Genomic DNA, 22832 nt, shown 5'->3' on the forward strand with positions numbered 1-22832 from the left:
TCACTATAGGCCGCCGGCCCGCCCGCCCTGTAACAACACGCCCGATACCGGCAGGGTTGTTTCACGCAGCCAGTCGATCAGCGCGCGCAGTTTGGGCGGCACGCGCCTGCGGTCGGGGTAGTACAGCGTCAGGTCGGGCAGCGGCGTGGTCCAGTCGGCCAGCAGCTGCACCAGCCGGCCGTCGGCGACGTGGCGCTCGGTGTAGCTGCTGATCAGGTTGGCGATGCCGATGCCGTCGACCGCCGCGTCGAGCATCACGGCCACGTCGTTCATCACGAGGCGGCCGCTCACCGCGAGCGTCATGGACTCGCCGTTCTTCTCGAACTCCCACCGCTCCAGCAGGCCCGAGCTCTCGAAGCGAAAGCCGATGCAGTCGTGCGCCAGCAGCTCGCGCGGGTGCACCGGTGTGCCGCGCTCGGCCAGATAGCGCGGCGCGGCGACGATGCTGTTGGCCAGCGGGCCGCCGACCTTCACCGCCACCATGTCGCGCTCGACCATGCCACCGAAGCGGATGCCGGCGTCGAAGCCCCGGCCCACGATGTCGACCAGCGCGCTGTCGATCGACACCTCGACGTCGATCTGTGGATAGGCGCGCAGGAAGCCAGCCAGCGCCGGCTGCAGCACGAACAGGTAGGCCGCACGCGGCAGCGTGAGCCGCAGCAGGCCCGCGGGCCGCTCGGCGCTGTCGCTCAGTTCGTCGGAGGCCGAGGCCAGCTCCTGCACTGCCGGGCGGATGCGTTCCAGAAAACGGGCACCGGCTTCGGTGAGGTTCACGCTGCGCGTGGTGCGGTTGAACAGCGGCACGCCCACGCGCTTTTCGAGCAGCCGCACCGCCTGGCTCACGGCCGAGGGCGAGACACCCAGCCGCACCGCCGCGGCCGAAAAGCCGCGAGTTTCGGCCACGGCCACGAAGGTGACGAGTCCGTCGAGCTGGTCCTGGCGCATGGGTGCGTTCCGTTTGATCTTGAAGAAAACCTTCAAAGTGTTTCGTCGATTGGGCGGATTATCAAAGCGATGCCGCCCGCGCACAGTCAGGCCATCGGTTCTTCCATCCACCCTTCAAGGACATCGCCATGACGGTTTCTTCTTCTCCCAGGACCTGGTTCATCACCGGCGTCAGCAGCGGCTTCGGCCGAGCGCTCGCGCAGGAGGCGCTGGCCGCCGGCCACCGCGTGGTCGGCACGCTGCGCAACGAGGCCGCGCGCGCCGAATTCGATGCCCTGCAGCCCGGCCGCTCCTTCGGCCGCCTGCTCGACGTGACGCAGGGCGCCGAGGTCGCCCGCGTGGTGGCCGAGGTCGAAGCCTCGGTCGGCCCGATCGACGTGCTGGTCAACAACGCCGGCTACGGCCATGAAGGCACGGTCGAAGAATCGTCGCTCGACGAGCTGCGCCAGCAGTTCGAGGTGAACGTGTTCGGCGCAGTGGCCGTCGCCAAGGCGGTACTGCCCTTCATGCGGGCGCGCCGACGCGGCCACATCCTCAACATCACGTCGATGGGCGGCATCGTGACCTTCCCGGGGCTGGGCTACTACCACGGCAGCAAGTTCGCGCTCGAGGGCATCTCGGAGACGCTGGGCAAGGAAGTGGCGAGCTTCGGCATCCACGTGACTGCCGTGGAGCCCGGCGGCTTCCGCACCGACTGGGCGGGCCGATCGATGGTGCGTGCGCCGCAGACCATTGCCGACTACGCGCCGGTGATGGGCCCGGTGCGTGAGCGGCGGCTTGCGCGCAGCGGCAAGCAGGACGGCGATCCGGTGAAGGCGGCGCACGCCATGATCCAGATCACCGAAGCCGCGAACCCGCCGGCCCACCTGCTGCTCGGCCCCGACGCCGTGAAGGTGGTGCGCGAGAAGCTCGGCGCGCTGCAGGAGGAGATCAAGGCGTGGGAGGCGCTGTCGGTGTCGACCGACTTCACGCCCGCCGGCGCCTGACCGACTTGCGAAGGATCAGCGCGGATCCGTGGCCAGCAGCATTTCGACCATCGAGCGCAGATGGCCCTGCAGCCGCGCCGCGCCGGCTTCGTCGAGCGCCAGCGTGGCCTCGTCCATGTACAGCTTGCGGTTGATCTCGACCTGGATGCTGTGCCGGTGTTCGGCAGGCCTGCCGTGCCGGCGCACCAGTTCCACGCCCTTGTAGGGGTGGTTGTAGTCCACGCTGTAGCCGAAGGCGCGCAGGTGTTCGCAGATCTTTTGCGACAGCGCCGGGTCGGCCGTGCTGCCGTCGCGGTCGCCGATCACGAAGTCGGCATGTGCCAGGCCCGGGAAGTCCGTCGCGTGGCTGGCCGCGATGGCCGGCATCGAGTGGCAGTTGATGTGGATGCTGTAGCCGTGGCGCGCATGCGCCTCGTCCACTGCCTGCGCCACCGCCGCGTGGTACGGCCGCCAGCAGGTGTCGATGCGCTGGCGCACCTCGTCCACCAGAAGCTGGCGGTCGTAGATCGGCAGGCCTTCGTCGGTGAGCTTCCAGATCAGGCCCTTGCCCAGGCGCACCTTCGACAGCACGCGCGGGTCGGTGGAAACCGGATCGGTCCAGGCGCCGTCGAGCATCGTGGTGTCGATCTCGGTCGTGTCGCGATTGGCATCGAGATAGCTGCGCGGAAAGTGCGCCTCGATCCACGCCGCGCCCATGGCGGGCGCGAAGGCGTAGAGCTTCTCGACGTGCGTGTCCTCGGCGCGGCGCAGCGTGGCCAGGTCGCGCACTGTGCGGAAGTCTTTTGGGTAGACGGTGCCGCTGTGCGGAGAGTCGAGCACCAGCGGGGTATGCCCGGCGACGCTTGTCACCTGGGCGCGGGTTTGGATCAGTTTCAGAACAGGATGCATAGGCAGGGTTCGGTCAGTCCAATCGGATGCGGGCGAATTCGGCCACCTTCTTCATCTTCTCGATCTCGCCCGCGATCTGCTTGGCGAACTCGGCCGGCGTGGTGCCCGAGGCATATAACCCCTGCAGCGCCAGGCGCTCGCGCACCGCGTGATCTTTCAGCGCGGTGGCCACGGCCTGCTGCATGCGCAGCGCGATCTCGGGCGGCGTACCGGCGGGCGCGACCAGGCCGAACCACGAAGGGTCGTTGTTGACCGGGTAGCCCAGCTCGCCATACGTCGGCACCTCGGGCAGCACGTCGAGCCGGCCGCTCCAGGACACGGCCAGCGCCTTCAGCTTGCCCGACTTCACGTGCGGCAGCGACGAAGCCACCTGGTCGAAGTACACCGGCACCTGGCCCGCGAGCACGTCGTTGATGGCCGGGCCCGCACCGCGGTAGGGGATGTGCACCATCGAGGTTCCGGTGCTGCTCTTGAACAGCTCGCCCCACATGTGGCCGATGGTGCCGTTGCCCGGCGAGGCGTACGACACCTTGCCGGGGTTGGCCTTCAGGTACTTCACCAGCTCCGCGAAGCTGCCGACCGGCAGCACTGAGGGGTTGATGACGATCACGCCCGGCGCCTTCACCAGCTCGGTCACGGCGACGAAGCCCTTGATCGGGTCGTAGGGCAGCTTCTGGTACACGGCCGGGTTCACGCCGTGGGTGGACAGCGTGGCCACGCCGAAGGTCAGGCCGTCGGGCGTGGCGCGTGCCAGCTCGGCCATGCCGATGGAGCCGCCCGCGCCGGCGCGGTTGTCGATCACCACGGGCTGCTGGAGGATCTTGCCGAGGGGCTCGCCGAGCACGCGAGCCGTGATGTCGGTGGCGCCGCCGGGCGGGAATGGCACGACGAGGCGAATCGGCTTGCCCTGGGCAAAGGATATTCCTGGCACGACGGAAGCAGCAGCCAGGGTGGAAATGAAGTGACGACGTAGCATGGGTTTCTTCCAATGAAACAGAGAGTGATGGAGCGATTCGCTGCATTACCTGAAGCAAAGGATAGACCAGCTAACATTCCAGTCTGGAATGTTTTAATGGGCATCCCGCCATGTCACTCCGCTCATGTCACTGCGCCGTCTCAACCCGCCCCTGAACCTGCTGCGCGCCTTCTCGACCGTGGTGCGTTTCGGCGGCGTCTCGCGCGCGGCCGAGGCGCTGCACCTCACGCAGGGCGCGGTCAGCAAGCAGGTGCAGGAACTCGAACGCTGGATCGGCGCGCCGCTGTTCGAGCGCAGCCGCAAGCGCCTGGCACTCACGCCGGCCGGCGAGCGCTACGAGAAGGCGGTGCGCGCCACGCTCGCGCAGCTGGAGGCAGCCACGCTGGAGCTCATTACCAGCGGCGACGGCGGCGGCGCGCTGCACCTGTCCGCCCTGCCCACCTTCGGTGCCAAGTGGCTGATTCCGCGGCTGCCCGACTTTCAGCGCGCGCATCCGCAGATCACGCTGCATTTCGTGCCCTTCGTGCATGGCTATGACTTCGAGCGGCCCGAGCTCGACTGCGCCATTCTTTTCGGCGACGGCCACTGGCCCGGCGCCCGCTCGCACTACCTCGCCGGGCAGGACGTGGCGCTGATTGCCCCGCGCGCCGCGCAGGCCGAGGTGGCCATCCGCACGCCGCAGGACGTGGCGCGCTGCACGCTGCTGCGCCACGTGAGCGTGCCGCAGTCGTGGCTGCAGTGGAGCGAAACGCATGGCGTGCGAGGGCTCGATCCGCTGGCGGGCCCGCAGTTCGACCAGTTCCAGACCATGATCCGCGCGGTGATGGTCGGCATGGGCGTGGCGCTGGTGCCGCGCTGCCTGGTGCAGGACGAAATCGCGTCGGGGCTGGTGGACGAGCCCTTGCCCGGCGGCGGCTACCGCGGCAACGAGGGCTACTGGTTCTGCTACCCCGAAGGGCGCGGCCAGCTGGCCACGCTCGATCATTTCCGCAGCTGGCTGCTCGCGGAGGTGGACCGGGGCAAAGAGGCGCAGGCGCCTGCTTGATGCCTGCTTGATGCCTGCTTGATGCCCGCTTACTCGGGCTTCGCGCCCGAGGCCTTCACCGCCGCGCCCCACACCCCGATCTCGCTCGCCACAAAGCGGTCGAACTCGGCCGGTGTCGTGGGCGCGGGCTCGGAGCCGCGCTCGCGGATGAAGCGCGCCATCTGCTCGCTCTTCAGGATGTCCGTCACTTCGTGGTTGAGTCGCTCGACGATGTCGGCCGGCGTGCCGCGCGGCGCCATCAGACCGAGCCAGCCCACGGCCTCGAAATTCTTCGTGCCGGCCACGCCGCTTTCGCGCACGGTGGGCACATCGGGCAGTTGCGACGAGCGCGTGGCCGAGGTGACGGCCAGCGCCACCGCCCTGCCCGACTTGATGTGCGGCAGCGCGGCCGTCACCGAATCGACCATCAGTGGCACCTGGTTGCCCAGGAAGTCCGACTGCGCCGGCCCGCTGCCCCGGTACGGAATGTGCGTGATGAACACATGCGCCGCCGACTTGTACATCTCGCCCGACAGATGCTGCGTGCCGCCGATGCCGGCACTCGCGTAGCTCAGCCGGCCGGGCTCGGCCTTGGCGCGCGCCGTGAGTTCGGCCAGCGTGCGGATGCCGCTCTCGGGCGTGGCCAGGAACACCAGCGGCACCTTGGCGACCAGCGAGATGCCCACCAGGTCCTTGCGCGGGTCGAAGCCCGGCTTGGCGTAGAGCGTCTGGTTCACCGCCATCGCGCTGCCGGCCACCACCAGCGTGTAGCCGTCGGGCTGCGAGCGCACCACGAACTCGGTGCCGATGTTGCTGCCGGCACCGGCCTTGTTGTCGATGATCACCGGCTGGCCCAGCCGCTTGCCGAGCTGCTCGGCAAGCGCGCGGGCGAAGATGTCGGTGGCCTGCCCCGGCGGGAAGGGCACGACCAGCTTGACCGGCTTGTCAGGCCACGCGGCGGCGTGGGCCAGGCCCGCGCCGCCCAGCAGCGCGACGGCCATCGCAGCAACGCTTGCGCCGAAGTGTCTGCGCTGCATGGCTCAGGGCGCCGAGAGGTGCTTGCCCACGATGCCCGCGAGTTCGAACATCGTCACCTGGTCCTTGCCGAACACCGGCTTGAGCTTGGCATCGGCATTGATCGCGCGTTTGTTCGCCGCGTCCTGCAGGCCATTGGCCTTGATGTAGTCCCACAGCTTCTTGATGACCTCGGTGCGCGCCACCGGTTCGGCGCCGATCACCGCGGCCAGCGAGTCGCTGGGCTTCAGGCCCGCGCCGGGCTTGCGCGGTGCCGCGGCCTTCTTCGCTGCCGGTGCCTTCTTGGCGGCGGGCGTCTTCTTCGCAGCCACCTTCTTGGCCGCAGCCGTCTTGCCTGCGGGCGCGGCCTTGCCGAAGGTCTTGCGCGGCGGGAACTTGCTGCCGCCTTCGCGCGGCGCGAACTCGAAGGTCACCTTGCCCTCTTCGGCGTTCCACGTCAGGAAGGCCTTGAAGGCGCGGCGCGTGCGCATGCTCACGAACTTGTCGAGCAGGTCGGTCTTGCCGGTGGCGAGCAGCTTTTCCATCTGCGCGCGCTCCACCGGCTGCTGCAGGATGATCTTGCCGGTCTTGAAGGTGCAGCTCGGCGTCGGCTGCGCATTGGTCGGCACCGACTTCTCGCAGACGTAGTTGCTGCCATGCTCGAACACCGGCGCGCCGCACACAGGGCATGGGCCCACGGTGTCCTGCTTGCTGAAGTCGATGATCTCGCCGCTGTCTTCGTTCTTGTCGTCGCCGAAGTCGAACTCCAGCTTCCAGTTCTTCGCTTCCTCGTCGTACTTGATGACGATCTCGGAGGTGAAGGGCCAGCCGGCCTTGGAGCGGAAGCCTTCCAGCGGGCCGATGTGCTTGTCGCGCAGCAGCGCCTCGGCCTCGGCGACTTCGAAGGTGCGCCCGGCCGGCGACTTGCCGAACGAGAAGCCGCAGGCGTCTTCGCCGGTGCCGCTCTTGCCGGTGCAGGCGTAGCGGCGGTAGTTTTCGCGCACGATGCCGCTGCAGTTGGGGCACGGCGTCTGCAGGGTCGCGTAGTCGCCCGGCACGGTGTCGCGGTCGTATTCCTTGGCCTTCTTGACGATGTGCTCGGTCATCGCCGCGATCTCGCGCATGAAGGCGTCGCGGCTGAGCGCGCCCTTCTCCATCTGAGCGAGCTTGTATTCCCATTCGCCGGTCAGCTCGGCCTTGGAGAGTTCTTCCACGCCCAGGCCGCGCAGCAGCGTCATGAGCTGGAAGGCCTTGGCCGTGGGGATCAGCTCGCGGCCTTCGCGCAGCATGTACTTCTCGGAGATCAGGCCTTCGATGGTGGCCGCGCGCGTGGCTGGCGTGCCCAGGCCCTTCTCCTGCATGGCCTCGCGCAGTTCGTCGTCGTCGATGGTCTTGCCCGCGCCTTCCATAGCGCCGAGCAGCGTCGCTTCGGAGTAGCGTGCGGGCGGGCGCGTCTTCAGGCCCTTGGTGTCGACCGACTCGGCCTTCACGATCTCGCCCGGCTTCACCGGCACGAGGCGCTTGCCGTCCTTGTCGTCTTCCTTCTCGTCGTCTTGCGCTTCCTTGCCGTAGATGGCGAGCCAGCCGGGCTTGACCAGTACCTTGCCGTCGGTGCGGAAGGGATACTTCTTGCCGCCCTGCTCCACCGTGCTGATGCGCGTGGTCACCTGGTGTTCGGCGCTCGGGAAGAACACCGACATGAAGCGCCGCACCACGAAGTCATAGAGCTTCTGCTCGGCATCGCTCAGGCCGCTCGGGGCCTGCAGCGTCGGGATGATGGCGAAGTGATCCGACACCTTGGCGTTGTCGAAGATGCGCTTGTTGGGCTTGACGTAGTTGCCGTCGACCGCCTGCTGGGCGAACGGCGCCAGGTGCTTCATGCCGCTCGTGGCGAGCATGCCCATGGTCTGCTTGACCACCGGCAGATAGTCTTCCGGCAACGCGCGCGAATCGGTACGCGGGTAGGTCAGCGCCTTGTGGCGTTCGTACAGGCTCTGCGCCAGCGCCAGCGTGGTCTTGGCGCTGAAGCCGAAGCGGCCGTTGGCCTCGCGCTGCAGCGAGGTCAGGTCGAACAGCGCGGGCGAGGCTTGCGTGGTGGGCTTGCTCTCTTCCGTCACCGTGGCGGGCTTGCCGCGCGAGGCGTCGGCGATGGCGCGGGCTTCCTGCTCGTTCCACACGCGGTCGGCGCGCTGTTCGGAGTCGGGCTCGCCGTTAGCCAGGAGCGGCGCGTTGGCCTTCTTCCAGTCGGGGTTGAACCACTTGCCCGGGTACTCGCCGGCCTCGGCCGCGAAGCTGCCGTGGATTTCCCAGTAGTCGCGCGAGACGAACTTGCGGATCTGCTCCTCGCGCTCCACAACGACGGAGAGGGTCGGCGTCTGCACGCGGCCCACGGTCGTGAGGAAGAAGCCGCCGTCGCGCGAATTGAACGCGGTCATGGCGCGCGTGCCGTTGATGCCCACCAGCCAGTCGGCCTCGGAGCGCGAGCGCGCGGCGTCGGCCAGGCCCTGCATCTGCTTTTCGGTGCGCAGCGCGTCGAAGCCGTCGCGAATGGCCTGCGGCGTCATCGATTGCAGCCACAGGCGCTTGACCGGCTTGTGAAGGCCGGCTTTGCCGCCGGCGTATTGCTCGATGAGGCGGAAGATCAGTTCGCCCTCGCGCCCCGCGTCACAGGCGTTGATGAGCTGCGTCACGTCCTTGCGCTTGGCCTGCTTGACCACGGCGTTCAGGCGCGTCTTCGTCTTGTCGACCGGCTTGAGGTCGAAATGAGGCGGGATCACCGGCAGGTTGGCAAAGCTCCATTTGCCTCGCTTGACGTCGAACTCCTCGGGCGCCTGGATTTCGACCAGGTGACCGACAGCGCTGGTCACGACATAGGTGTCGTTCTCGAAATGCTCGTCATGTTTGTCGAATTTCCCTGCAACCGGCGTGAGGGCACGGACGATGTCCTGTGCCACCGACGGCTTTTCTGCGATTACCAAAGTCTTTGTCATCTAAGGGCTCTCTATACTCTGCGGCTTCCCGCGTGCGCACGCGCACACGCGCATGTGTGCATATTCAAACTAACAGACTTCGGCGATGCCTTCCAAATCCCCACTTTCCGCCGGTCGCCGAATCCAGACGCGGCGCTCCGATGTCCATGGCAATGGCGTGTTCGCCGTGCAGGACCTGGCCGAGGGCGAAACGCTGATCGAATACAAGGGCGAAGTCATCAACTGGAAGGAGGCGCTGCGCCGCCATCCGCATGACCCGGCCCAGCCGAATCACACCTTCTACTTTCACATCGATGACGGGCGTGTGATCGACGGCAACGTCAAGGGCAACGCCGCCCGCTGGATCAACCACTCGTGCGAGCCGAACTGCGAAGCCGACGAGGTCGATGGGCGCGTTTATATCAAGGCGCTGCGCAACATCTCCGCCGGCGAAGAGCTCAACTACGACTACGGCCTGATCATCGACGAGCCGTACACGCCGAAGCTCCTGTCCGAATTTCCTTGCTGGTGCGGCTCCGAGCAGTGCCGGGGCACGCTGCTGACGCCCAAGGACGATGAGGACGAAAAGAAGAAAAAGAAGAAGGCCAAGAAGAAGGCTGAAAAGAAAAAGGCCGAGAAGAAAGAAGCCAAGAAGGCTGAAAAGAAGGCCGACAAAAAAGCCGAGAAGAAATCCGAAAAGAAGGCGGAGAAAAAATCCGCCAAGAAGGAAAAGTCCGCCGAGGACTGACCATGAGCAGCAGCACCTCGGCCGCCTGGTTCGAAGACCGGATCGCCGCGTCGGTCGCTCCGCTGCTGCCCGGCTTCGTGGTCGAGGCCGTGGCCGAAATCGACTCCACCAATACCGAGCTGATGCGCCGTGCGCGTGCCGGCCGCGTCGAGCCCGTGCTGCTCGTGGCCGAGCGCCAGACCGCGGGGCGTGGCCGTCTCGGGCGGCCCTGGCAGAGCGCGCCGCAGCAGGAGGAGTCCGCCTCGCTGACCTTCTCGCTTGGCATGCCGCTCGCGCCCGCGGACTGGTCGGGCCTCTCACTGGCTGTCGGTGTCAGCGTGGCCGAAAGCCTCGATCCCTCGGGCGCGCACAAGGTCGGCCTCAAGTGGCCCAACGACGTGTGGGTGAACGACTGCAAGCTGGTCGGCATCCTCATCGAAACCGCGCTGCCGTCCACCGGCAAGCCGGATGCGCCGCGCTATCTCGTGATCGGCATCGGTATCAACATTGGCGCGCGCGAAGGCGACGGCATGCGTACGCCACCGGCCTGGCTGCGCCAGTGGCACCCCGGGGCCACTGCGCCGGAAGTGCTGTGCGAACTGGCCGAGCCGCTGGTGCGCAGCGTGCTCGAATTCGAGGCCAAGGGCTTTGCGTCCTTCGCCGAGCGCTTTGCCGCACGCGACGTGCTGCGCGGCCGCGAAGTGGTGCTCAGCGACGGCACCGCCGGCCTGTGCGAAGGCGTGGCCTGGGGCGGCGAGCTGCAGGTGCGTACCGACGCCGGCCTGCAGCTGATTTCCAGCGACGAAGTGAGCGTGCGCCCTCGCGGCATGGCGCTCTGATCAGTATGAAGCTGCGCCTGCTCCTCATCGTTCTGCTGCTGGCCAATGCCGGCTATTTCTTGTGGGCGCGCGGCGATCTTGCCGGCTTCGGCCTGGCTCCGGCCGCGCTCAACGAGCGGGAGCCACAGCGCATGTCGCGCCAGATCCACCCCGAGTGGCTGCAGATCCGCAAGGAAGCGAAGCCGGGCGCGCCTGCTCCCTGATTCCCCTGATCAATCAAGGTGCCGCTTCACCCTCGAAGCGCACCGTGAACAGCGCTCCCGGCGGCTGCTTGCCAGGATGCGCATCCTCCAGCTTTACCTGCGCGCGGTGCTGGTTCGCAATCTCCAGCACGATCGGCAGCCCCAGCCCCGAGCCGTCGGCCTCGTTGCCGAGCACGCGGTAGAAAGGCTCGAACACCAGTTCGCGGTCGGCCTCGGCGATGCCGGGGCCGTTGTCCTCCACCTGCAGCAGCAGCACATGGCCGAAGGGGTCGGCCAGCACGCGCACGGTGATCAGGCCGGGGCGCTCCGGCGTGGAGGGCGTGTAGTTGATCGCGTTGTCGACCAGGTTGCGCACCAGCTCCTTCAGCAGCGTCGCGTTGCCGTCGAACATCACGCCGGGTGCGCCAGCTTCCGCGCCGTCGTAGCCCAGGTCGATGCGCTTCTCGATCGCGCGCGGCACTGCCTCGCGCACCACCTCGATGGTGAGCCGCGCGAGGTCGCAGGGCTGGTGGTGCGCGTTGGCGCTGTTGCCTTCCGCGCGCGCCAGCGAAAGCAACTGGTTCACCGTGTGCGTGGCGCGCTTGCTCGCGCGACCGATCTGCTTGAGCGATTGCTTGAGCTCGTCGGCGTTAGCGCCTTCGCGCTGCGCCAGGTCGGCCTGCATGCGCAGGCCCGCGAGCGGCGTCTTCAGCTGGTGCGCCGCGTCGGCCAGGAAGCGCTTCTGCGTGCCGATCGAATCGTTGAGCTTGTCGAGCAGTTCATTCACCGACGACACCAGCGGCACCACTTCCAGTGGCACCGACGATTCGTCGAGCGGGCTCAGGTCGCCCGGGCGCCGCTCGCGGATGCGCGCCTCCACCACCGACAGCGGCTTGATGCCGCGCACCAGCGCCAGCCAGATCAGCAGCACCGCCAGCGGCAGGATGGCGAACTGCGGCAGCAGCACGCCCTTGATGATCTCGGCCGCCAGCACCGACTGCTTCTCGCGCGTCTCGGCCAGCTGCAGCAGCGTGGGCGGAACGTCGTCGGTGCCGCTGGCGATCCACATCGAGGCCACGCGTACCTCCTTGCCATGCAGGGCGCTGTTGTGCAGGAACACCTGGCCGGGCGGCAGCGGCTCGTCGAGGCCGGGCATCGGAATGTCGCGCTCGCCGCTCAGCAGCGTGTCGTGGCCGTCGAGCAGCTGGTAGTACACGTGGCCGGCGTCGTCGGCCCGCAGGATCTCGCGCGCCGATTGCGACAGCACGAACTGCGTATGCCCTTCCTTCACCGTCACCAGCTCGGCAAGGGCCTTCACGTTGTGTTCGAGCGCGCGGTCGAAGGGCGCGTTGGCAATGCCCTGCGCCACCAGCCAGGTGACGCCGATGCTCACCGGCACCAGCAGCAGCAGCGGCGTGAGCATCCAGTCGAGGATCTCGCCGAAAAGCGAGCGCTGCGCGCGCTGGAAGAGCTTCATCGCGCCGAGTCCTCTGGCATGCCGCCGCCCGCGCGTGGCGGCTGCCGCGTCGTCGTCACTGGATCTTTTCGAGGCAGTAGCCCAGCCCACGCACCGTCGCGATGCGCACAGGCCCCTTCTCGATCTTCTTGCGCAGGCGGTGGATGTAGACCTCGATGGCGTTGAGGCTCACCTCCTCGCCCCATTCGCAAAGGCGGTCGACCAGCTGGTCCTTGCTCACCAGCCGGCCGGCGCGCTGCAGCAGCACTTCGAGCAGGCCGAGTTCGCGCGCCGACAGCTCGATCATCTTGCCGTCGATGGTAGCCACGCGGCCAGCCTGGTCGTACACCAGCGGGCCGTGGCGGATGGCGTTGCTGGTGGTGCCCATGCCGCGCCGCGTGAGGGCGCGCACGCGCGCTTCGAGCTCCTGCAGGCTGAAGGGCTTGGCCATGTAGTCGTCGGCGCCGTGGTCCAGGCCCTTGACGCGTTCCTCGACGCTGTCGGCCGCGGTGAGCACCAGCACCGGCAGCTGCGAGCCGCGCGCGCGCAGGCGCTTGAGGATCTCGATGCCGTGCAGGCTGGGCAGCCCGAGGTCGAGGATCAGCAGGTCGAACTCGTCATGGGTCATGAGCGCGGTGTCGGCCTGCGAGCCGTTCGCCACGTGGTCGACCGCCGCGCCCGAGGTGCGCAGGCTGCGCAGCAGGGCATCGGCCAGCACCTGGTCGTCTTCGGCAATCAGAATCCGCATGCGTCACCTCCGGCCCGTTCGGGCGCCAAACTGGCGCCGTTCACATTTGTCTCTGGGGCGAGTCTAGCCCGCTGTGTAGGCTTCCAGTCCAATCGTTACCACGGTGGCGATCTCGTCGCCGACGCTGCTTCGGAACTCGCTCTCGGCCTGCGTCACCGCGCTGCGGAAGGCGTCGAGCCAGGCCAGTCCGTCGGCGGTGAAGAGCACGCGCCGCGCCCGCGCATCGAGCGGATCGGGCCCGCGCGTGACCAGCCCCCAGGCCTCGCACTGATCGACCAGCGCACCCATCGCCTGCTTGGTCATGCCGGCGCGCTCGGCCAGCTCCGTGAGGCGCGAGCCCTCGCGCGCCAGGTGCCGCGTGATGTGGATGTGCGCCGCGCTCACCTGCGCGCGCGCCGCGAGGTTCGACAGCGCCAGCGGCACGTCGACGTCGTGTGCCATCAGCTCCAGCACGCGCTCGTCGAAGCGGCGCATGGCGTGGCCGAGCAGGCGGCCCAGGTGGGTCTGGCGCCAGGCATCGGGGTCGGTCGGGAAAGCGGCTTCGGCCATGGCGGCAAATGGTAAAGCAAACTGACCAAAAAATGGGCTTACGCCAACCCATCAGCCCCTACACTACTGTTCAAGCATCCAGCCTGTAGTTAAAAGCAGATCGGATGAAACCCAACACAAACCGTTGATTTTCAAGGAGTTTCCACATGGACGCAGTCGTCAAGGGCGCAAGCATCTCGGTCGCCAACAGTGAAAAAGCCAAGGCGCTGCAAGCCGCGCTGGCCCAGATCGAAAAGCAGTTCGGCAAGGGCACGATCATGCGGCTCGGCGAAGGCGAGGCGCTCGAAGACATCCAGGTGGTCTCCACCGGCTCGCTGGGCCTGGACATCGCGCTGGGCGTCGGCGGCCTGCCGCGCGGCCGTGTGATCGAAATCTACGGCCCGGAATCGTCGGGCAAGACCACGCTCACGCTGCAGGTCATCGCCGCCATGCAGAAGCAGGCCGGCACCTGCGCCTTCGTCGACGCCGAGCATGCCCTCGACGTGCAGTACGCCCAGAAGCTCGGCGTGAACCTGTCCGACCTGCTGATCAGCCAGCCCGACACCGGCGAGCAGGCCCTTGAAATCGTCGACTCGCTGGTGCGCTCCGGCGCCGTCGACCTGATCGTCATCGACTCGGTCGCCGCCCTCACGCCCAAGGCTGAAATCGAAGGCGAAATGGGCGACTCGCTGCCCGGCCTGCAGGCCCGCCTGATGAGCCAGGCGCTGCGCAAGCTCACGGCCACCATCAAGAAGACCAACTGCATGGTCATCTTCATCAACCAGATCCGCATGAAGATCGGCGTGATGTTCGGCTCGCCCGAAACCACCACCGGCGGCAATGCGCTGAAGTTCTACGCCTCGGTGCGCCTGGACATCCGCCGCATCGGCACCATCAAGAAGGGCGACGAGGCCATCGGCAACGAAACCAAGGTGAAGGTGGTGAAGAACAAGGTCTCGCCCCCGTTCAAGACGGCGGAGTTCGACATCCTGTTCGGCGAAGGCATCAGCCGCGAAGGCGAGATCATCGACATGGGCGTGACCGCCAAGATCGTCGACAAGTCGGGCGCCTGGTACGCCTACAACGGCGAGAAGATCGGCCAGGGCCGCGACAACGCCCGCGAGTTCCTGCGCGAGAACCCCGAGCTGTCGCGCGAGATCGAGAACAAGGTGCGCGAGTCGCTGGGCATCCCGCTGCTGGCCGCCGATGCCGGCGCCACGCCCGAGAAGCCGCAGAAGGCGGCCAAGGCCGAGAAGGCCGACAAGGGCGAATAAGCCAGAGCGCGGCTCCCCGGGGGCCGCGCAAGCGACCCCCGCATGGCATTCAACGCCCCGTCCCTCAAAGGCCGCGCACTGCGCCTGCTGAGTCAGCGCGAGCATTCACGCGCGGAGCTGGAGCGCAAGCTGGCAAAGCATGAAGAAGAGCCCGGCACGCTGGCCAAGGCGCTCGACGAGCTGGCAGCGAAAGACTTCATCAGCGAGCCGCGCGTGGTGGCCTCGGTGCTCAACCAGCGTGCCGCCCGCTCGGGCGCGCTGCGGGTGAAGCAGGAGCTGCAGGCCAAGGGCATCGCCCCAGAGGCCATCGCTGAAGCGGTGGCCAGCCTGCAGGAGACAGAAGTCGAACGCGCCACGGCCCTGTGGCGCCACCGCTTCGACGCGCCGCCCGCCGACGCGAAGGAGCGGGCCAAGCAGATGCGATTCCTGATGGCGCGCGGTTTCTCGGGCGCCGTCGTGTCCAAGGTACTCAGGAGCGATTTCGATGAAGCCGACGAATGAAGACCACGCTGTGGAGTCCCGCGTCATCACGCAGCGCGTGCAGTGCGAATGGCGCCGCGCCTATGTGCTGGCGGCCGACCCGAAGCGGTTGCCCGACTGGGCCAGCGGCCTCGCCAAGAGCGCGCTGGTGCCGCATGGCGACCACTGGATCGTGCGCACCCCCGAGAGCGGCGAGGCCCGCATGCGCTTCGCACCGCGCAACGATCTCGGCGTGCTCGACCATTGGGTCGCGCCCGAAGGCGTGCCCGAGGTCTACCTGCCGTTCCGTGTGATCGGCGTTGCGCCCGACGCCTGCGAGCTGCAGTTCACGCTGCTGCGCCAGCCGCACATAGACGATGCGGCCTTCGAGCGCGATGCGCAGTGGATCGCCCGCGACCTGCAGGCGCTGCGCAACCTGCTCGAAGCGGACTGACCGGCCGACTCAGCCGCGCACCACGATCGGCGCGAACTTGCGCCGCGCCTTCAGCTGGTCGGCATCCCACTCGATGCCCAGCCCCGGCGTCTCCGGCGCCACTGCATGGCCGCCTTCGATGCGCAGCCGGCTCGTCGTGAGGTCATCGAGCTGCGGGATGTATTCCACCCAGCGCGCATTCGGCACCGCTGCGCACAGGCTCACGTGCAGCTCCATCAGGAAGTGCGGGCACATCGCGATGTTGTGCGCTTCCGCGAGATGCGCAATCTTCAGCCACGGCGTGATGCCGCCCACGCGCGCCACGTCGGCCTGCACGATGGAGCAGGCGCCCTGCTGGATGTATTCCGCAAACTGCGACGGGTGGTACATCGATTCGCCCACCGCGATCGGCACGCTGGTGCTGGCCAGCAGCTGCGCATGTCCGCGCACGTGCTCGGCCGGCATCGGCTCCTCGAACCATGCCAGGTCGAGCGGCGCGTACTGGCGCGCGCGGCGAATGGCTTCGGCCACGGTGAAGCTCTGGTTGGCATCGACCATCAGCTCGAAGTCCGCGCCCACAGCCTCGCGCACCGCAGAGAGGCGCGCGATGTCCTGTGCCACATGTGGCTTGCCGACCTTGATCTTCGCGCCGAGAAAGCCGTCGGCCTTCGCAGCGAGCGTCTGTTCCACCAGCTGTGCGGGCTCGACGTGCAGCCAGCCGCCCTCGGTCGTGTAGACCGGCACGCGCGCCTGCGCACCACCGGCCAGTCGCCACAACGGCAGCCCCGCCGCGCGCGCGTTGCGGTCCCACAGCGCGGTGTCGATGGCGGCCAGCGCCAGGCTGGTGATGGCGCCCACGGCGGTCGCGTGCGTGTGGAAGAACAGGTCGCGCCAGATGGCTTCGTATTGCTGCGGGTCGCGCCCGATCAGGCGCGGCACCAGGTGGTCGTTCAGCAGCGCCACGATGGACGAGCCGCCCGTGCCGATGGTGTACGTGTAGCCCGTGCCCGCCGAGCCATCGTCGCAGCGCACGGTGACCATCACCGTCTCCTGCGTCACGAAGGACTGGATGGCGTCGGTGCGCTTGACCTTGGGCGCAATGTCGATCTGCGCGATTTCTACCTGGTCGATCTTCGCCATCGTGCTCAGCCTGCGTTGCGCATCACGTCCGCCGGCAGGTCGGCGCCGTGGAATTTCTTGTAGATGGTGTTGAGCTCGCCGCTCTTGAGCTGTGCCTTCACGAACTCGTCGAGCTTGGCCTTCAGGCGCGGCTCGTTCTTGCGCATGCCGATGGCCAGCATGTTGGTCTTCATCGTGAATTTCGGCTCCATCTGCTTGGCCGGGTTCTTCTCGTTGATGGTCTTCAGCAGCGGCGGGGCGGTCGCGAAGATGTCGGCCTGTCCGCTCACCACGGCAGTGATGGAGGTGGCGTCGTCGTCGAAGCGCACGATCTGCGCGCCGGCCGGCAGCACCTTGGTCAGTTCCTGGTCGTTGGTGGTGCCGCGCGTGGCAATCACTTTCTTGCCGGCGAGGTCGGCCGGGCCGGTGATGGTCATGCTCTTGGGCGCGCCCACCACGGCCAGGATGGCGGCGTAGGGCACAGAAAAGTCGACAACCTTCTCGCGCTCCGGCGTGACCGACATGCTGGAGATCACGATGTCGGCCTTGTCAGTCTGCAGGAACGGAATGCGGTTGGCGCCGGTGGTCGGCACGATCTCCAGTTCGAGGCCCAGGCTCTTGGCCAGCAGGCGCGCGGTCTCGACGTCGGAGCCCGTGGCGTTGAGCTTCTCGTCCTTCAGGCCGTAGGGCGGCACTGCGAGGTCGATGGCCACGCGGATCTTCTTGGCGGCGGTGATGGTGTCGAGCTGGTCGGCATGCGCCGATGCGCTCGCGAAGGCCAGCGGCAGTGCCAGCATGAGCGCGGACAGCAGCGCGCCGCGGCGCTTGAGCGAGAGGGAAGAAGTCATCGAAGGTCTCCTGGAGTTGTCTGAAAGAAAAATCAAAGCCCGGTGCCGATGAACTGGCGCAGTTCGGGCGTCTGCGGGTCGCTGAGGATGCCGGCGTCGCCTTCCTCCCACACCAGCCCCTGGTGCATGTAGATGACCTTGTCGGCCACGCCGCGTGCGAACGCCATCTCGTGCGTGACGAGGATCATGGTCATGCCCTCGGCCGCGAGCTTTTCCATCACCTTGAGCACTTCGCCGGTGAGCTGCGGGTCGAGCGCGGAAGTCACTTCGTCGAACAGCATCAGCTGCGGCTTCATCGCGAGCGATCGCGCAATGGCCACGCGCTGCTGCTGGCCGCCGGAGAGCTGCTCTGGGTAGGCGTCGGCCTTCTCGGCCAGGCCCACGCGTTCGAGCACTTCCATGGCGATGGCGCCGGCTTCCGATGCGCTCATCTTCTTCACCGACTGCGGCGCGAGCGTGATGTTCTGCTTCACCGTGAGGTGCGGGAACAGGTTGTAGCTCTGGAACACGATGCCCACGTCCTTGCGCAGGTCGCGCAGGTTCAGCGCAGGGTCGTGCACCGCGTGGCCGCAGCACTGGATGGTGCCGCTGTCGATGGTCTCCAACCGGTCGATGCAACGCAGGGCAGTGCTCTTGCCCGAGCCGCTCTGGCCGATGATGGCGACCACCTGCCCGCGCGTCACCGAGAACGACACGCCCTTGAGCACATGCAGCTTGCCGAAGTGCTTGTGGACGTCGTTGAGTTCAACCACGGGCTGCATTGAGCTTCCTTTCAAGGGCGCGACTCCATCGCGACAGCGGATAACAAAGAATGAAATACAGGACCACCGCGCACCCGAAATACAGGAAGGGCTGGAACGTCGAGTTGTTCAGCACCTTGGCGTTGTAGGAAAGCTCGGCGTAGCCGACCACCAGCGACGCGATCGACGTGTTCTTGATGATCTGCACCAGGAATCCCACGGTGGGCGGCGTCGCGATGCGCAGCGCCTGCGGCAGGATCACGCGGCGCATGCGCTCCCAGCGCGTGAGCGCCAGGCACTCGGCCGCTTCCCACTGGCTGCGCGGCACAGACTGGATGCAGCCGCGCCAGATCTCGCCGAGGAAGGCGCTCGCGTAGATGGTGATGGCCAGCGCCGCCGCGACGATCGCCGGCACCGAGCCGATGCCCGCGATGTTGGGACCGAAGAAGCACACGCCCATGAGCACCAGCAGCGGCGTGCCCTGGATGACCTGGATGTAGCCCGCCGCGATGCGCCGCACCGCCTTCACGGGCGACACGCGCGCGAGCGCCACCGCCAGCCCGATGAGCCCGCCGCCCACGAACGCAAGCGCCGAGAGCTGCACCGTGCCCCATGCGCCCATCAACAGAAAGCCGAAGTGATCGATTGGCATGAAGGTCATGTCGAAACCTCTTTCGCCCGCCTCACAGCGGCGTGCCCAGCTTGCGCCGGCGCGGGAAGATCAGCATGCCCAGCAGCCAGAAGCCCAGGCGCATGGCGTATGACAGCGCCAGGTACACCACCCACAGCACGATGAAGATCTCGAAATTGCGGAAGGTGTCCGACTGGATGCGGTTGGCCACGCCGAAGAGTTCTTCCGCGCCGATCGAAGACATGATGCTGGAGGCCAGCATCAGCAGCACGAACTGGCTGGCGAGCGCCGGGTACACGCGCTCCACCGCGGGCCGCAGGATCACGTGCCAGAACACCTGCAGCTTCGACAGGCCCAGGCACTGCGCCGCCTCGAGCTGGCCCTTGTGGATCGACTCGATGCCCGCGCGGATGATCTCGCAGCTGTAGGCGCCGATGTTCACCACCAGCGCCAGCACCGCGCCCACCATGATTGGCATCGTCACGCCGGCGCTGGAGAGGCCGAAGATGAGGAAGTAGCTCTGGATCAGCAGCGGTGTGTTGCGGATGGCCTCCACGTAGCCGCCCGTCAGGCGCCGCAGCCAGCCATGGCGGCTGTTGCGGCCCAGCGCGCAGACCGTGCCCAGCGCAAAGCCCAGCACCGTCGCGATGAAGGACAGCTGCACAGTGGTCCACGCGCCTTCGAGCAGCAGCGGCCACTGCTCGAGCACGGGCATGAAGTCGAACTGGTAGTTCAATGCGTTGGGCTCCGGAAGTCCAATGGAAGAAAGCGGGGGAGGGCGCCGCTCACGCAGCGCGAGCAATGCTGGCGAGCGGCAGGCACGAAGGGCCGAGCGGTTCGAAGGCCTTGTAGGTCAGGATGAATTCGCGATGTCCCAGCGCTTCGGACTTGGTGGCCGCGCCGTCGGCAACGCTGCGCACCGCGTCGAAGATCTCCTCGCCCACCTCCTGCAGCGTGCCGCGCCCTTCGAGGATGCGGCCGGCATCCACGTCCATGTCTTCGCCGAGCTGGCGGTAGGTGTCGGGGTTGGCGCAGACCTTGATGACGGGTGACACGGCCGAGCCCACCACCGAGCCGCGGCCCGTGGTGAACAGGATGAGGTGCGCGCCGCAGGCGATCAGCTCGACGATCTCTGCGTTGTCGCTGATGTTCGGAAAGCCGAAGCGCGGCTCGCCGTCGGGCACCACGTCGAGCAGGTAGAGGCCGCCCTGCGGCGGCACGTCGCCCGGCTTCACGATGCCGTTGATGGGCGAGGCGCCGCTTTTCGCATACGCGCCCAGCGATTTCTCCTCGATGGTCGAGAGCCCGCCGTCGGCATTGCCCGGCGCGAAGCTGCCGTGGCCCATGGTGCTGTAGTAGCGCGCGGCCTTGTTCACGCATTCGACGATGGCTTCGCCGAGCTCCGGCGTGGCGGCGCGGCGCTGCATGTGGAACTCGCAGCCGATCAACTCGCCGGTTTCCTCGAAGATGCAGCGCGCGTCCTGTTCGATCAGCAGGTCGAAGGCGCGGCCCACGGCCGGGTTGGCGGTGATGCCGCTGGTGCCGTCGGAGCCGCCGCAGATGGTGCCCACGACGAGCTCGCTCAGGTCCATGGGCACGCGCTGCTGCTGCGCGAGTTCGGCCAGCGCCCACTGCACCCACTGCGTGCCTTCGCGGATGGTGGTGCGCGTGCCGCCCTTTTGCTGGATAGTGAGCGTGTGCACCGGCCGGCCCGAGGCGGCAACGGCCTCTTCGAGCTTGCGCTTGTTCATGCTCTCGCAGCCCAGCGAGATCAGCAACGCCGCGCCCACGTTGGGGTGCGTGGCAATCGCTTGCATCATGCGTTCGGCGTACTCGTTCGGGTAGCAGCCGGGGAAGCCGACGAGGTGCACTTCCGATTCACCGTCCTGCTGGCGGAAGTTGAGCGTGATCTCGCGCGCCACGTGGTGCGCACACTCGACGAGGTAGGCCACGACCACGACGTTGCGAATGCCCTTGCGGCCGTCGGCGCGCGGGAATCCGTTGATCTGGAGATTGGGAGCGTTCATGCGGGGAGGGCGCCTCAGGCGTGCCCGACGAAGGTCTTGCCTTCGTCCAGCGTGTAGGTGGGCGTGTAGTCGCTGTCGAGGTTGTGCGTATGGATGTGCTCGCCGGCCGCGACCGGTGCACGCAGGCTGCCGATGACGGCGCCGTACTTCAGCACCTTCTCACCGGCTGCGATGGCGTGGCGCGCGAGCTTGTGGCCCAGGCCGATGTCCTTGGCCAGCACGACGGTGCCGCCTTCGAGCTGCACGGCGGTGCCGGCCGCGAGGTGGGTGCAGGCGATCAGGCAGTTGTCGCCGGGCGAGAGCAGCACCAGCCGGGCGTCGATGGATTGCGGGTTCGGCATCCGGCGCTCAGAACTTGCGGTACTTCAGGTAGGCCTCTTGCGGGTCGGTGCCCGCGAGGATGGCGGTGCGCACGAGGTTCTCGCGGCCCATCATGTGTTCGGCCTCGGTGACGATGGCCTCGGCCTGCGCGAGCGGCAGGCAGATCACGCCGTCGGTATCGGCCAGCAACAGGTCGCCGGGGTTCACCGTGACGTCGCCGATGCGCACCGGCACGTCCATTGCGTCGGGCAGCCAGTAGCCGACGATGTCGCGCGGCGTGAAGTAGCGGTGCCACACCTGGAAGCCCTGCTGCAGGATGAATTCGGCGTCGCGCACGCCGCCGTCGGCGATCACGCCCAGCACGCCCTTGCGGCCCAGCGTCTCGGCCGAGAGCTCGCCCATGTGCGACACGGTCGAGTCGTTCGGCTGGATCACGGCGATGTGGCCGGGCTTGGCACGCGAGAGAAAGCCGGTCCACGCCATCAGCGTCTCGTGGGGATCGGCCGTCGGGTCGACGCGGCCGTTCACCGTGAAGGCCGGCCCGCACATCTTCTGGCCGGCGATCAGCGGGCGCAGCGTGGGCGGCAGCGTGAAGTCGCGCAGCCCCGCGGCGCGCATCACGTCGTGGAGGATGCCCGTGTAGCAGGCTTGCAGGCGGGTGAGCAGCGAGGAGGGTGCTTGGGCCATGGATGAATCTCGTTTTCTTATATAAAATTACTTTTCACAAATGAGATTAGCAGCGCGACCTTGAATGGAAGCTGGGGTTTGCGCCAATTCAAGGGTATTCACCAACGACAGAGCGATTGATCTCGGGTTTTTGAGAGGATGAAAGAGCCTGTGGGTCGCGTATATTTGATTTCATCAGTGAAATTTATATTTCACATATGCGTCAACACTCACTAAAAGGACATCGCCAAATGACTTCTCGCGTTCAGGGAAAGAACATCCTCGTCACCGCCGCCGGCAAGGGCATCGGCCGCGCCAGTGCGCTGGCGCTGGCGCGCGAGGGCGCCACCGTCTGGGCCACCGACGTGGACGAGGCTGCGCTGGCCGAACTCACCGTGCTGGCCCGTGAAGAAGGCCTGTCGGGCTTGAAGACCGCCACCCTCAACGTGCGCGACAGCGCCGCGCTGCAAGCCTTCGCGCAGACCGCGGGGCGGCTCGACGTGCTCTTCAACTGCGCCGGCTTCGTGCACAGCGGCAACATCCTGGCCTGCGAGGAAGCCGACTGGGACTTCAGCATGGACCTCAATGTGAAGTCGATGTACCGCACCATCCGCACCTTCCTGCCGGCGATGCTGGAGCGTGGCGGTTCGATCATCAACATGGCCTCGGCCGCGTCGAGCGTTAAGGGCGTGCCCAACCGCTTCGTCTATGGCGCCTCGAAGGCCGCGGTCATCGGGCTCACCAAGGCGGTGGCGGCCGACTTCATCCAGCAGGGCGTGCGCTGCAATGCCATCTGCCCAGGCACGGTCGAATCGCCCTCGCTGCGCGATCGCATCGCGGCCCAGGCCGAGCAGGCCGGCTCCGACGAAGCCGCAGTGCGCGCCGCCTTCGTGGCGCGCCAGCCGCTCGGGCGCGTCGGCAAGCCGGAGGAAATTGCCGCGCTGGTGGTGTATCTGGCTTCCGACGAATCGGCCTTCACCACCGGCGCGATCCATATGATCGACGGTGGATGGTCGAACTGAGCAGGGAACA

The 22832-nt window shown here is 67.1% G+C and carries 25 protein-coding genes; 9 read left to right on the forward strand and 16 right to left on the reverse strand.

All coding sequences use genetic code 11. The features are described 5' to 3' along the window. Positions 1-3: 3 nt before the first annotated feature. Positions 4-945 (reverse strand): LysR family transcriptional regulator, encoded by a 942-nt coding sequence (locus tag NWF24_RS32915; RefSeq protein ID WP_258352182.1) that lies wholly within the window; start codon positions 943-945, stop codon positions 4-6. Positions 946-1073: 128 nt separating this feature from the next. On the opposite strand from NWF24_RS32915, the gene NWF24_RS32920 reads away from it, so the two are divergent. Next, the gene (locus NWF24_RS32920; protein WP_258352183.1) at positions 1074-1931 is read left to right on the forward strand and encodes an oxidoreductase; all 858 of its coding nucleotides are present in this window, start codon (positions 1074-1076) and stop codon (positions 1929-1931) included. Positions 1932-1946: 15 nt separating this feature from the next. Here the strand turns inward: NWF24_RS32920 and NWF24_RS32925 are convergent, their stop codons facing one another. Together NWF24_RS32925 and NWF24_RS32930 are read right to left on the reverse strand one after the other, a co-directional pair. After that, positions 1947-2819 (reverse strand): N-formylglutamate amidohydrolase, encoded by an 873-nt coding sequence (locus tag NWF24_RS32925; protein WP_258352184.1) that lies wholly within the window; start codon positions 2817-2819, stop codon positions 1947-1949. A 13-nt stretch (positions 2820-2832) separates the two neighbouring features. Next, positions 2833-3795: a tripartite tricarboxylate transporter substrate binding protein BugE gene (locus NWF24_RS32930; protein ID WP_258352185.1), complete on the reverse strand. Its 963-nt coding sequence runs from the start codon at positions 3793-3795 to the stop codon at positions 2833-2835. Positions 3796-3919: 124 nt separating this feature from the next. Between NWF24_RS32930 and NWF24_RS32935 the strand changes: the two genes are divergently transcribed. After that, positions 3920-4840, forward strand: a complete 921-nt coding sequence (locus NWF24_RS32935; RefSeq protein WP_258352186.1) for a LysR substrate-binding domain-containing protein — start codon at positions 3920-3922, stop codon at positions 4838-4840. 29 nt (positions 4841-4869) lie between these two features. Here NWF24_RS32935 and NWF24_RS32940 read toward each other — a convergent pair whose 3' ends face one another. Together NWF24_RS32940 and NWF24_RS32945 are read right to left on the reverse strand one after the other, a co-directional pair. Beyond that, the gene (locus tag NWF24_RS32940; RefSeq protein ID WP_258352187.1) at positions 4870-5856 is read right to left on the reverse strand and encodes a tripartite tricarboxylate transporter substrate binding protein; all 987 of its coding nucleotides are present in this window, start codon (positions 5854-5856) and stop codon (positions 4870-4872) included. Between the two features lie 3 nt (positions 5857-5859). Further along, the gene (locus NWF24_RS32945) at positions 5860-8823 is read right to left on the reverse strand and encodes a DNA topoisomerase III (RefSeq protein ID WP_258352188.1); all 2964 of its coding nucleotides are present in this window, start codon (positions 8821-8823) and stop codon (positions 5860-5862) included. A gap of 85 nt (positions 8824-8908) precedes the next feature. On the opposite strand from NWF24_RS32945, the gene NWF24_RS32950 reads away from it, so the two are divergent. The 3 genes from NWF24_RS32950 to NWF24_RS32960 are packed head-to-tail and all read left to right on the forward strand — an operon-like array spanning position 8909 to position 10571. Next, complete coding sequence (locus NWF24_RS32950; RefSeq protein ID WP_258352189.1) at positions 8909-9550, forward strand: SET domain-containing protein; 642 nt, start codon at positions 8909-8911, stop codon at positions 9548-9550. A gap of 2 nt (positions 9551-9552) precedes the next feature. After that, on the forward strand, positions 9553-10368 hold the full coding sequence (locus NWF24_RS32955) for a biotin--[acetyl-CoA-carboxylase] ligase (RefSeq protein ID WP_258352190.1): 816 nt from the start codon (positions 9553-9555) through the stop codon (positions 10366-10368). A 5-nt stretch (positions 10369-10373) separates the two neighbouring features. Then, entirely contained in the window at positions 10374-10571 is a 198-nt protein-coding gene (locus NWF24_RS32960; protein ID WP_093055196.1) for a sporulation protein, read from the forward strand. Positions 10572-10584: 13 nt separating this feature from the next. On the opposite strand, the gene NWF24_RS32965 is transcribed toward NWF24_RS32960, so the two are convergent. The 3 genes from NWF24_RS32965 to NWF24_RS32975 form a co-directional block, all read right to left on the reverse strand. Then, positions 10585-12027, reverse strand: a complete 1443-nt coding sequence (locus NWF24_RS32965; RefSeq protein ID WP_258352191.1) for a sensor histidine kinase — start codon at positions 12025-12027, stop codon at positions 10585-10587. 55 nt (positions 12028-12082) lie between these two features. Then, positions 12083-12754, reverse strand: coding sequence for a response regulator transcription factor (locus NWF24_RS32970; RefSeq protein WP_093055200.1), 672 nt, complete (start codon positions 12752-12754; stop codon positions 12083-12085). A gap of 63 nt (positions 12755-12817) precedes the next feature. Next, a complete protein-coding gene (locus NWF24_RS32975; protein ID WP_093055202.1) occupies positions 12818-13303 on the reverse strand; it encodes a MarR family winged helix-turn-helix transcriptional regulator in 486 nt (161 codons plus the stop codon). A gap of 146 nt (positions 13304-13449) precedes the next feature. Between NWF24_RS32975 and recA the strand changes: the two genes are divergently transcribed. From recA to NWF24_RS32990, 3 genes are read left to right on the forward strand one after another with little or no spacing between them, the layout of a single operon-like run. Continuing rightward, entirely contained in the window at positions 13450-14556 is a 1107-nt protein-coding gene (gene recA / locus NWF24_RS32980; RefSeq protein WP_093055204.1) for a recombinase RecA, read from the forward strand. Positions 14557-14598: 42 nt separating this feature from the next. Beyond that, the gene (gene recX / locus NWF24_RS32985; RefSeq protein ID WP_258352192.1) at positions 14599-15057 is read left to right on the forward strand and encodes a recombination regulator RecX; all 459 of its coding nucleotides are present in this window, start codon (positions 14599-14601) and stop codon (positions 15055-15057) included. Further along, a complete protein-coding gene (locus NWF24_RS32990) occupies positions 15041-15469 on the forward strand; it encodes an SRPBCC family protein (RefSeq protein WP_258352193.1) in 429 nt (142 codons plus the stop codon). The genes recX and NWF24_RS32990 overlap by 17 nt, the downstream gene beginning before the upstream one ends. 9 nt (positions 15470-15478) lie before the next feature. Here the strand turns inward: NWF24_RS32990 and NWF24_RS32995 are convergent, their stop codons facing one another. The 8 genes from NWF24_RS32995 to NWF24_RS33030 are packed head-to-tail and all read right to left on the reverse strand — an operon-like array spanning position 15479 to position 21821. After that, entirely contained in the window at positions 15479-16588 is a 1110-nt protein-coding gene (locus NWF24_RS32995; protein WP_258352194.1) for a mandelate racemase/muconate lactonizing enzyme family protein, read from the reverse strand. Between the two features lie 5 nt (positions 16589-16593). Continuing rightward, positions 16594-17415 (reverse strand): transporter substrate-binding domain-containing protein, encoded by an 822-nt coding sequence (locus NWF24_RS33000; protein ID WP_375338430.1) that lies wholly within the window; start codon positions 17413-17415, stop codon positions 16594-16596. 32 nt (positions 17416-17447) lie between these two features. Further along, a complete protein-coding gene (locus NWF24_RS33005) occupies positions 17448-18176 on the reverse strand; it encodes an amino acid ABC transporter ATP-binding protein (RefSeq protein ID WP_093076300.1) in 729 nt (242 codons plus the stop codon). Continuing rightward, on the reverse strand, positions 18160-18816 hold the full coding sequence (locus NWF24_RS33010; RefSeq protein WP_371127368.1) for an amino acid ABC transporter permease: 657 nt from the start codon (positions 18814-18816) through the stop codon (positions 18160-18162). The genes NWF24_RS33005 and NWF24_RS33010 overlap by 17 nt, the downstream gene beginning before the upstream one ends. Before the next feature lie 22 nt (positions 18817-18838). Further along, positions 18839-19522, reverse strand: coding sequence for an amino acid ABC transporter permease (locus tag NWF24_RS33015; protein ID WP_097197622.1), 684 nt, complete (start codon positions 19520-19522; stop codon positions 18839-18841). Between the two features lie 49 nt (positions 19523-19571). Beyond that, entirely contained in the window at positions 19572-20813 is a 1242-nt protein-coding gene (locus tag NWF24_RS33020) for a UxaA family hydrolase (protein WP_258352195.1), read from the reverse strand. Positions 20814-20827: 14 nt separating this feature from the next. After that, positions 20828-21154: a UxaA family hydrolase gene (locus NWF24_RS33025; protein ID WP_258352196.1), complete on the reverse strand. Its 327-nt coding sequence runs from the start codon at positions 21152-21154 to the stop codon at positions 20828-20830. A gap of 7 nt (positions 21155-21161) precedes the next feature. After that, entirely contained in the window at positions 21162-21821 is a 660-nt protein-coding gene (locus NWF24_RS33030; protein ID WP_093055222.1) for an RraA family protein, read from the reverse strand. Between the two features lie 230 nt (positions 21822-22051). Between NWF24_RS33030 and NWF24_RS33035 the strand changes: the two genes are divergently transcribed. Further along, the gene (locus tag NWF24_RS33035; RefSeq protein WP_258352197.1) at positions 22052-22822 is read left to right on the forward strand and encodes an SDR family oxidoreductase; all 771 of its coding nucleotides are present in this window, start codon (positions 22052-22054) and stop codon (positions 22820-22822) included. The last annotated feature ends 10 nt before the right edge of the window (positions 22823-22832 follow it).

Origin of the sequence: Variovorax paradoxus (genome assembly GCF_024734665.1) — a bacterium.
GTDB lineage: Bacteria > Pseudomonadota > Gammaproteobacteria > Burkholderiales > Burkholderiaceae_C > Variovorax.

Excerpts from the sequence above, each read along its gene's own strand:
- NWF24_RS33000 (WP_375338430.1), bottom strand. The coding sequence starts at position 17,415 with ATGACTTCTTCCCTCTCGCTCAAGCGCCGCGGCGCGCTGCTGTCCGCG.
- NWF24_RS33010 (WP_371127368.1), bottom strand. The coding sequence starts at position 18,816 with ATGACCTTCATGCCAATCGATCACTTCGGCTTTCTGTTGATGGGCGCA.
- NWF24_RS33025 (WP_258352196.1), bottom strand. The coding sequence starts at position 21,154 with ATGCCGAACCCGCAATCCATCGACGCCCGGCTGGTGCTGCTCTCGCCC.
- recA (WP_093055204.1), top strand. The coding sequence starts at position 13,450 with ATGGACGCAGTCGTCAAGGGCGCAAGCATCTCGGTCGCCAACAGTGAA.
- NWF24_RS32960 (WP_093055196.1), top strand. The coding sequence starts at position 10,374 with ATGAAGCTGCGCCTGCTCCTCATCGTTCTGCTGCTGGCCAATGCCGGC.
- NWF24_RS33030 (WP_093055222.1), bottom strand. The coding sequence starts at position 21,821 with ATGGCCCAAGCACCCTCCTCGCTGCTCACCCGCCTGCAAGCCTGCTAC.
- NWF24_RS32940 (WP_258352187.1), bottom strand. The coding sequence starts at position 5,856 with ATGCAGCGCAGACACTTCGGCGCAAGCGTTGCTGCGATGGCCGTCGCG.
- NWF24_RS32965 (WP_258352191.1), bottom strand. The coding sequence starts at position 12,027 with ATGAAGCTCTTCCAGCGCGCGCAGCGCTCGCTTTTCGGCGAGATCCTC.
- NWF24_RS32935 (WP_258352186.1), top strand. The coding sequence starts at position 3,920 with ATGTCACTGCGCCGTCTCAACCCGCCCCTGAACCTGCTGCGCGCCTTC.
- NWF24_RS32970 (WP_093055200.1), bottom strand. The coding sequence starts at position 12,754 with ATGCGGATTCTGATTGCCGAAGACGACCAGGTGCTGGCCGATGCCCTG.
- NWF24_RS32975 (WP_093055202.1), bottom strand. The coding sequence starts at position 13,303 with ATGGCCGAAGCCGCTTTCCCGACCGACCCCGATGCCTGGCGCCAGACC.
- recX (WP_258352192.1), top strand. The coding sequence starts at position 14,599 with ATGGCATTCAACGCCCCGTCCCTCAAAGGCCGCGCACTGCGCCTGCTG.
- NWF24_RS32950 (WP_258352189.1), top strand. The coding sequence starts at position 8,909 with ATGCCTTCCAAATCCCCACTTTCCGCCGGTCGCCGAATCCAGACGCGG.
- NWF24_RS33005 (WP_093076300.1), bottom strand. The coding sequence starts at position 18,176 with ATGCAGCCCGTGGTTGAACTCAACGACGTCCACAAGCACTTCGGCAAG.
- NWF24_RS32995 (WP_258352194.1), bottom strand. The coding sequence starts at position 16,588 with ATGGCGAAGATCGACCAGGTAGAAATCGCGCAGATCGACATTGCGCCC.
- NWF24_RS32915 (WP_258352182.1), bottom strand. The coding sequence starts at position 945 with ATGCGCCAGGACCAGCTCGACGGACTCGTCACCTTCGTGGCCGTGGCC.
- NWF24_RS32930 (WP_258352185.1), bottom strand. The coding sequence starts at position 3,795 with ATGCTACGTCGTCACTTCATTTCCACCCTGGCTGCTGCTTCCGTCGTG.
- NWF24_RS33035 (WP_258352197.1), top strand. The coding sequence starts at position 22,052 with ATGACTTCTCGCGTTCAGGGAAAGAACATCCTCGTCACCGCCGCCGGC.
- NWF24_RS32920 (WP_258352183.1), top strand. The coding sequence starts at position 1,074 with ATGACGGTTTCTTCTTCTCCCAGGACCTGGTTCATCACCGGCGTCAGC.
- NWF24_RS32925 (WP_258352184.1), bottom strand. The coding sequence starts at position 2,819 with ATGCATCCTGTTCTGAAACTGATCCAAACCCGCGCCCAGGTGACAAGC.
- NWF24_RS32990 (WP_258352193.1), top strand. The coding sequence starts at position 15,041 with ATGAAGCCGACGAATGAAGACCACGCTGTGGAGTCCCGCGTCATCACG.
- NWF24_RS33020 (WP_258352195.1), bottom strand. The coding sequence starts at position 20,813 with ATGAACGCTCCCAATCTCCAGATCAACGGATTCCCGCGCGCCGACGGC.
- NWF24_RS32955 (WP_258352190.1), top strand. The coding sequence starts at position 9,553 with ATGAGCAGCAGCACCTCGGCCGCCTGGTTCGAAGACCGGATCGCCGCG.
- NWF24_RS32945 (WP_258352188.1), bottom strand. The coding sequence starts at position 8,823 with ATGACAAAGACTTTGGTAATCGCAGAAAAGCCGTCGGTGGCACAGGAC.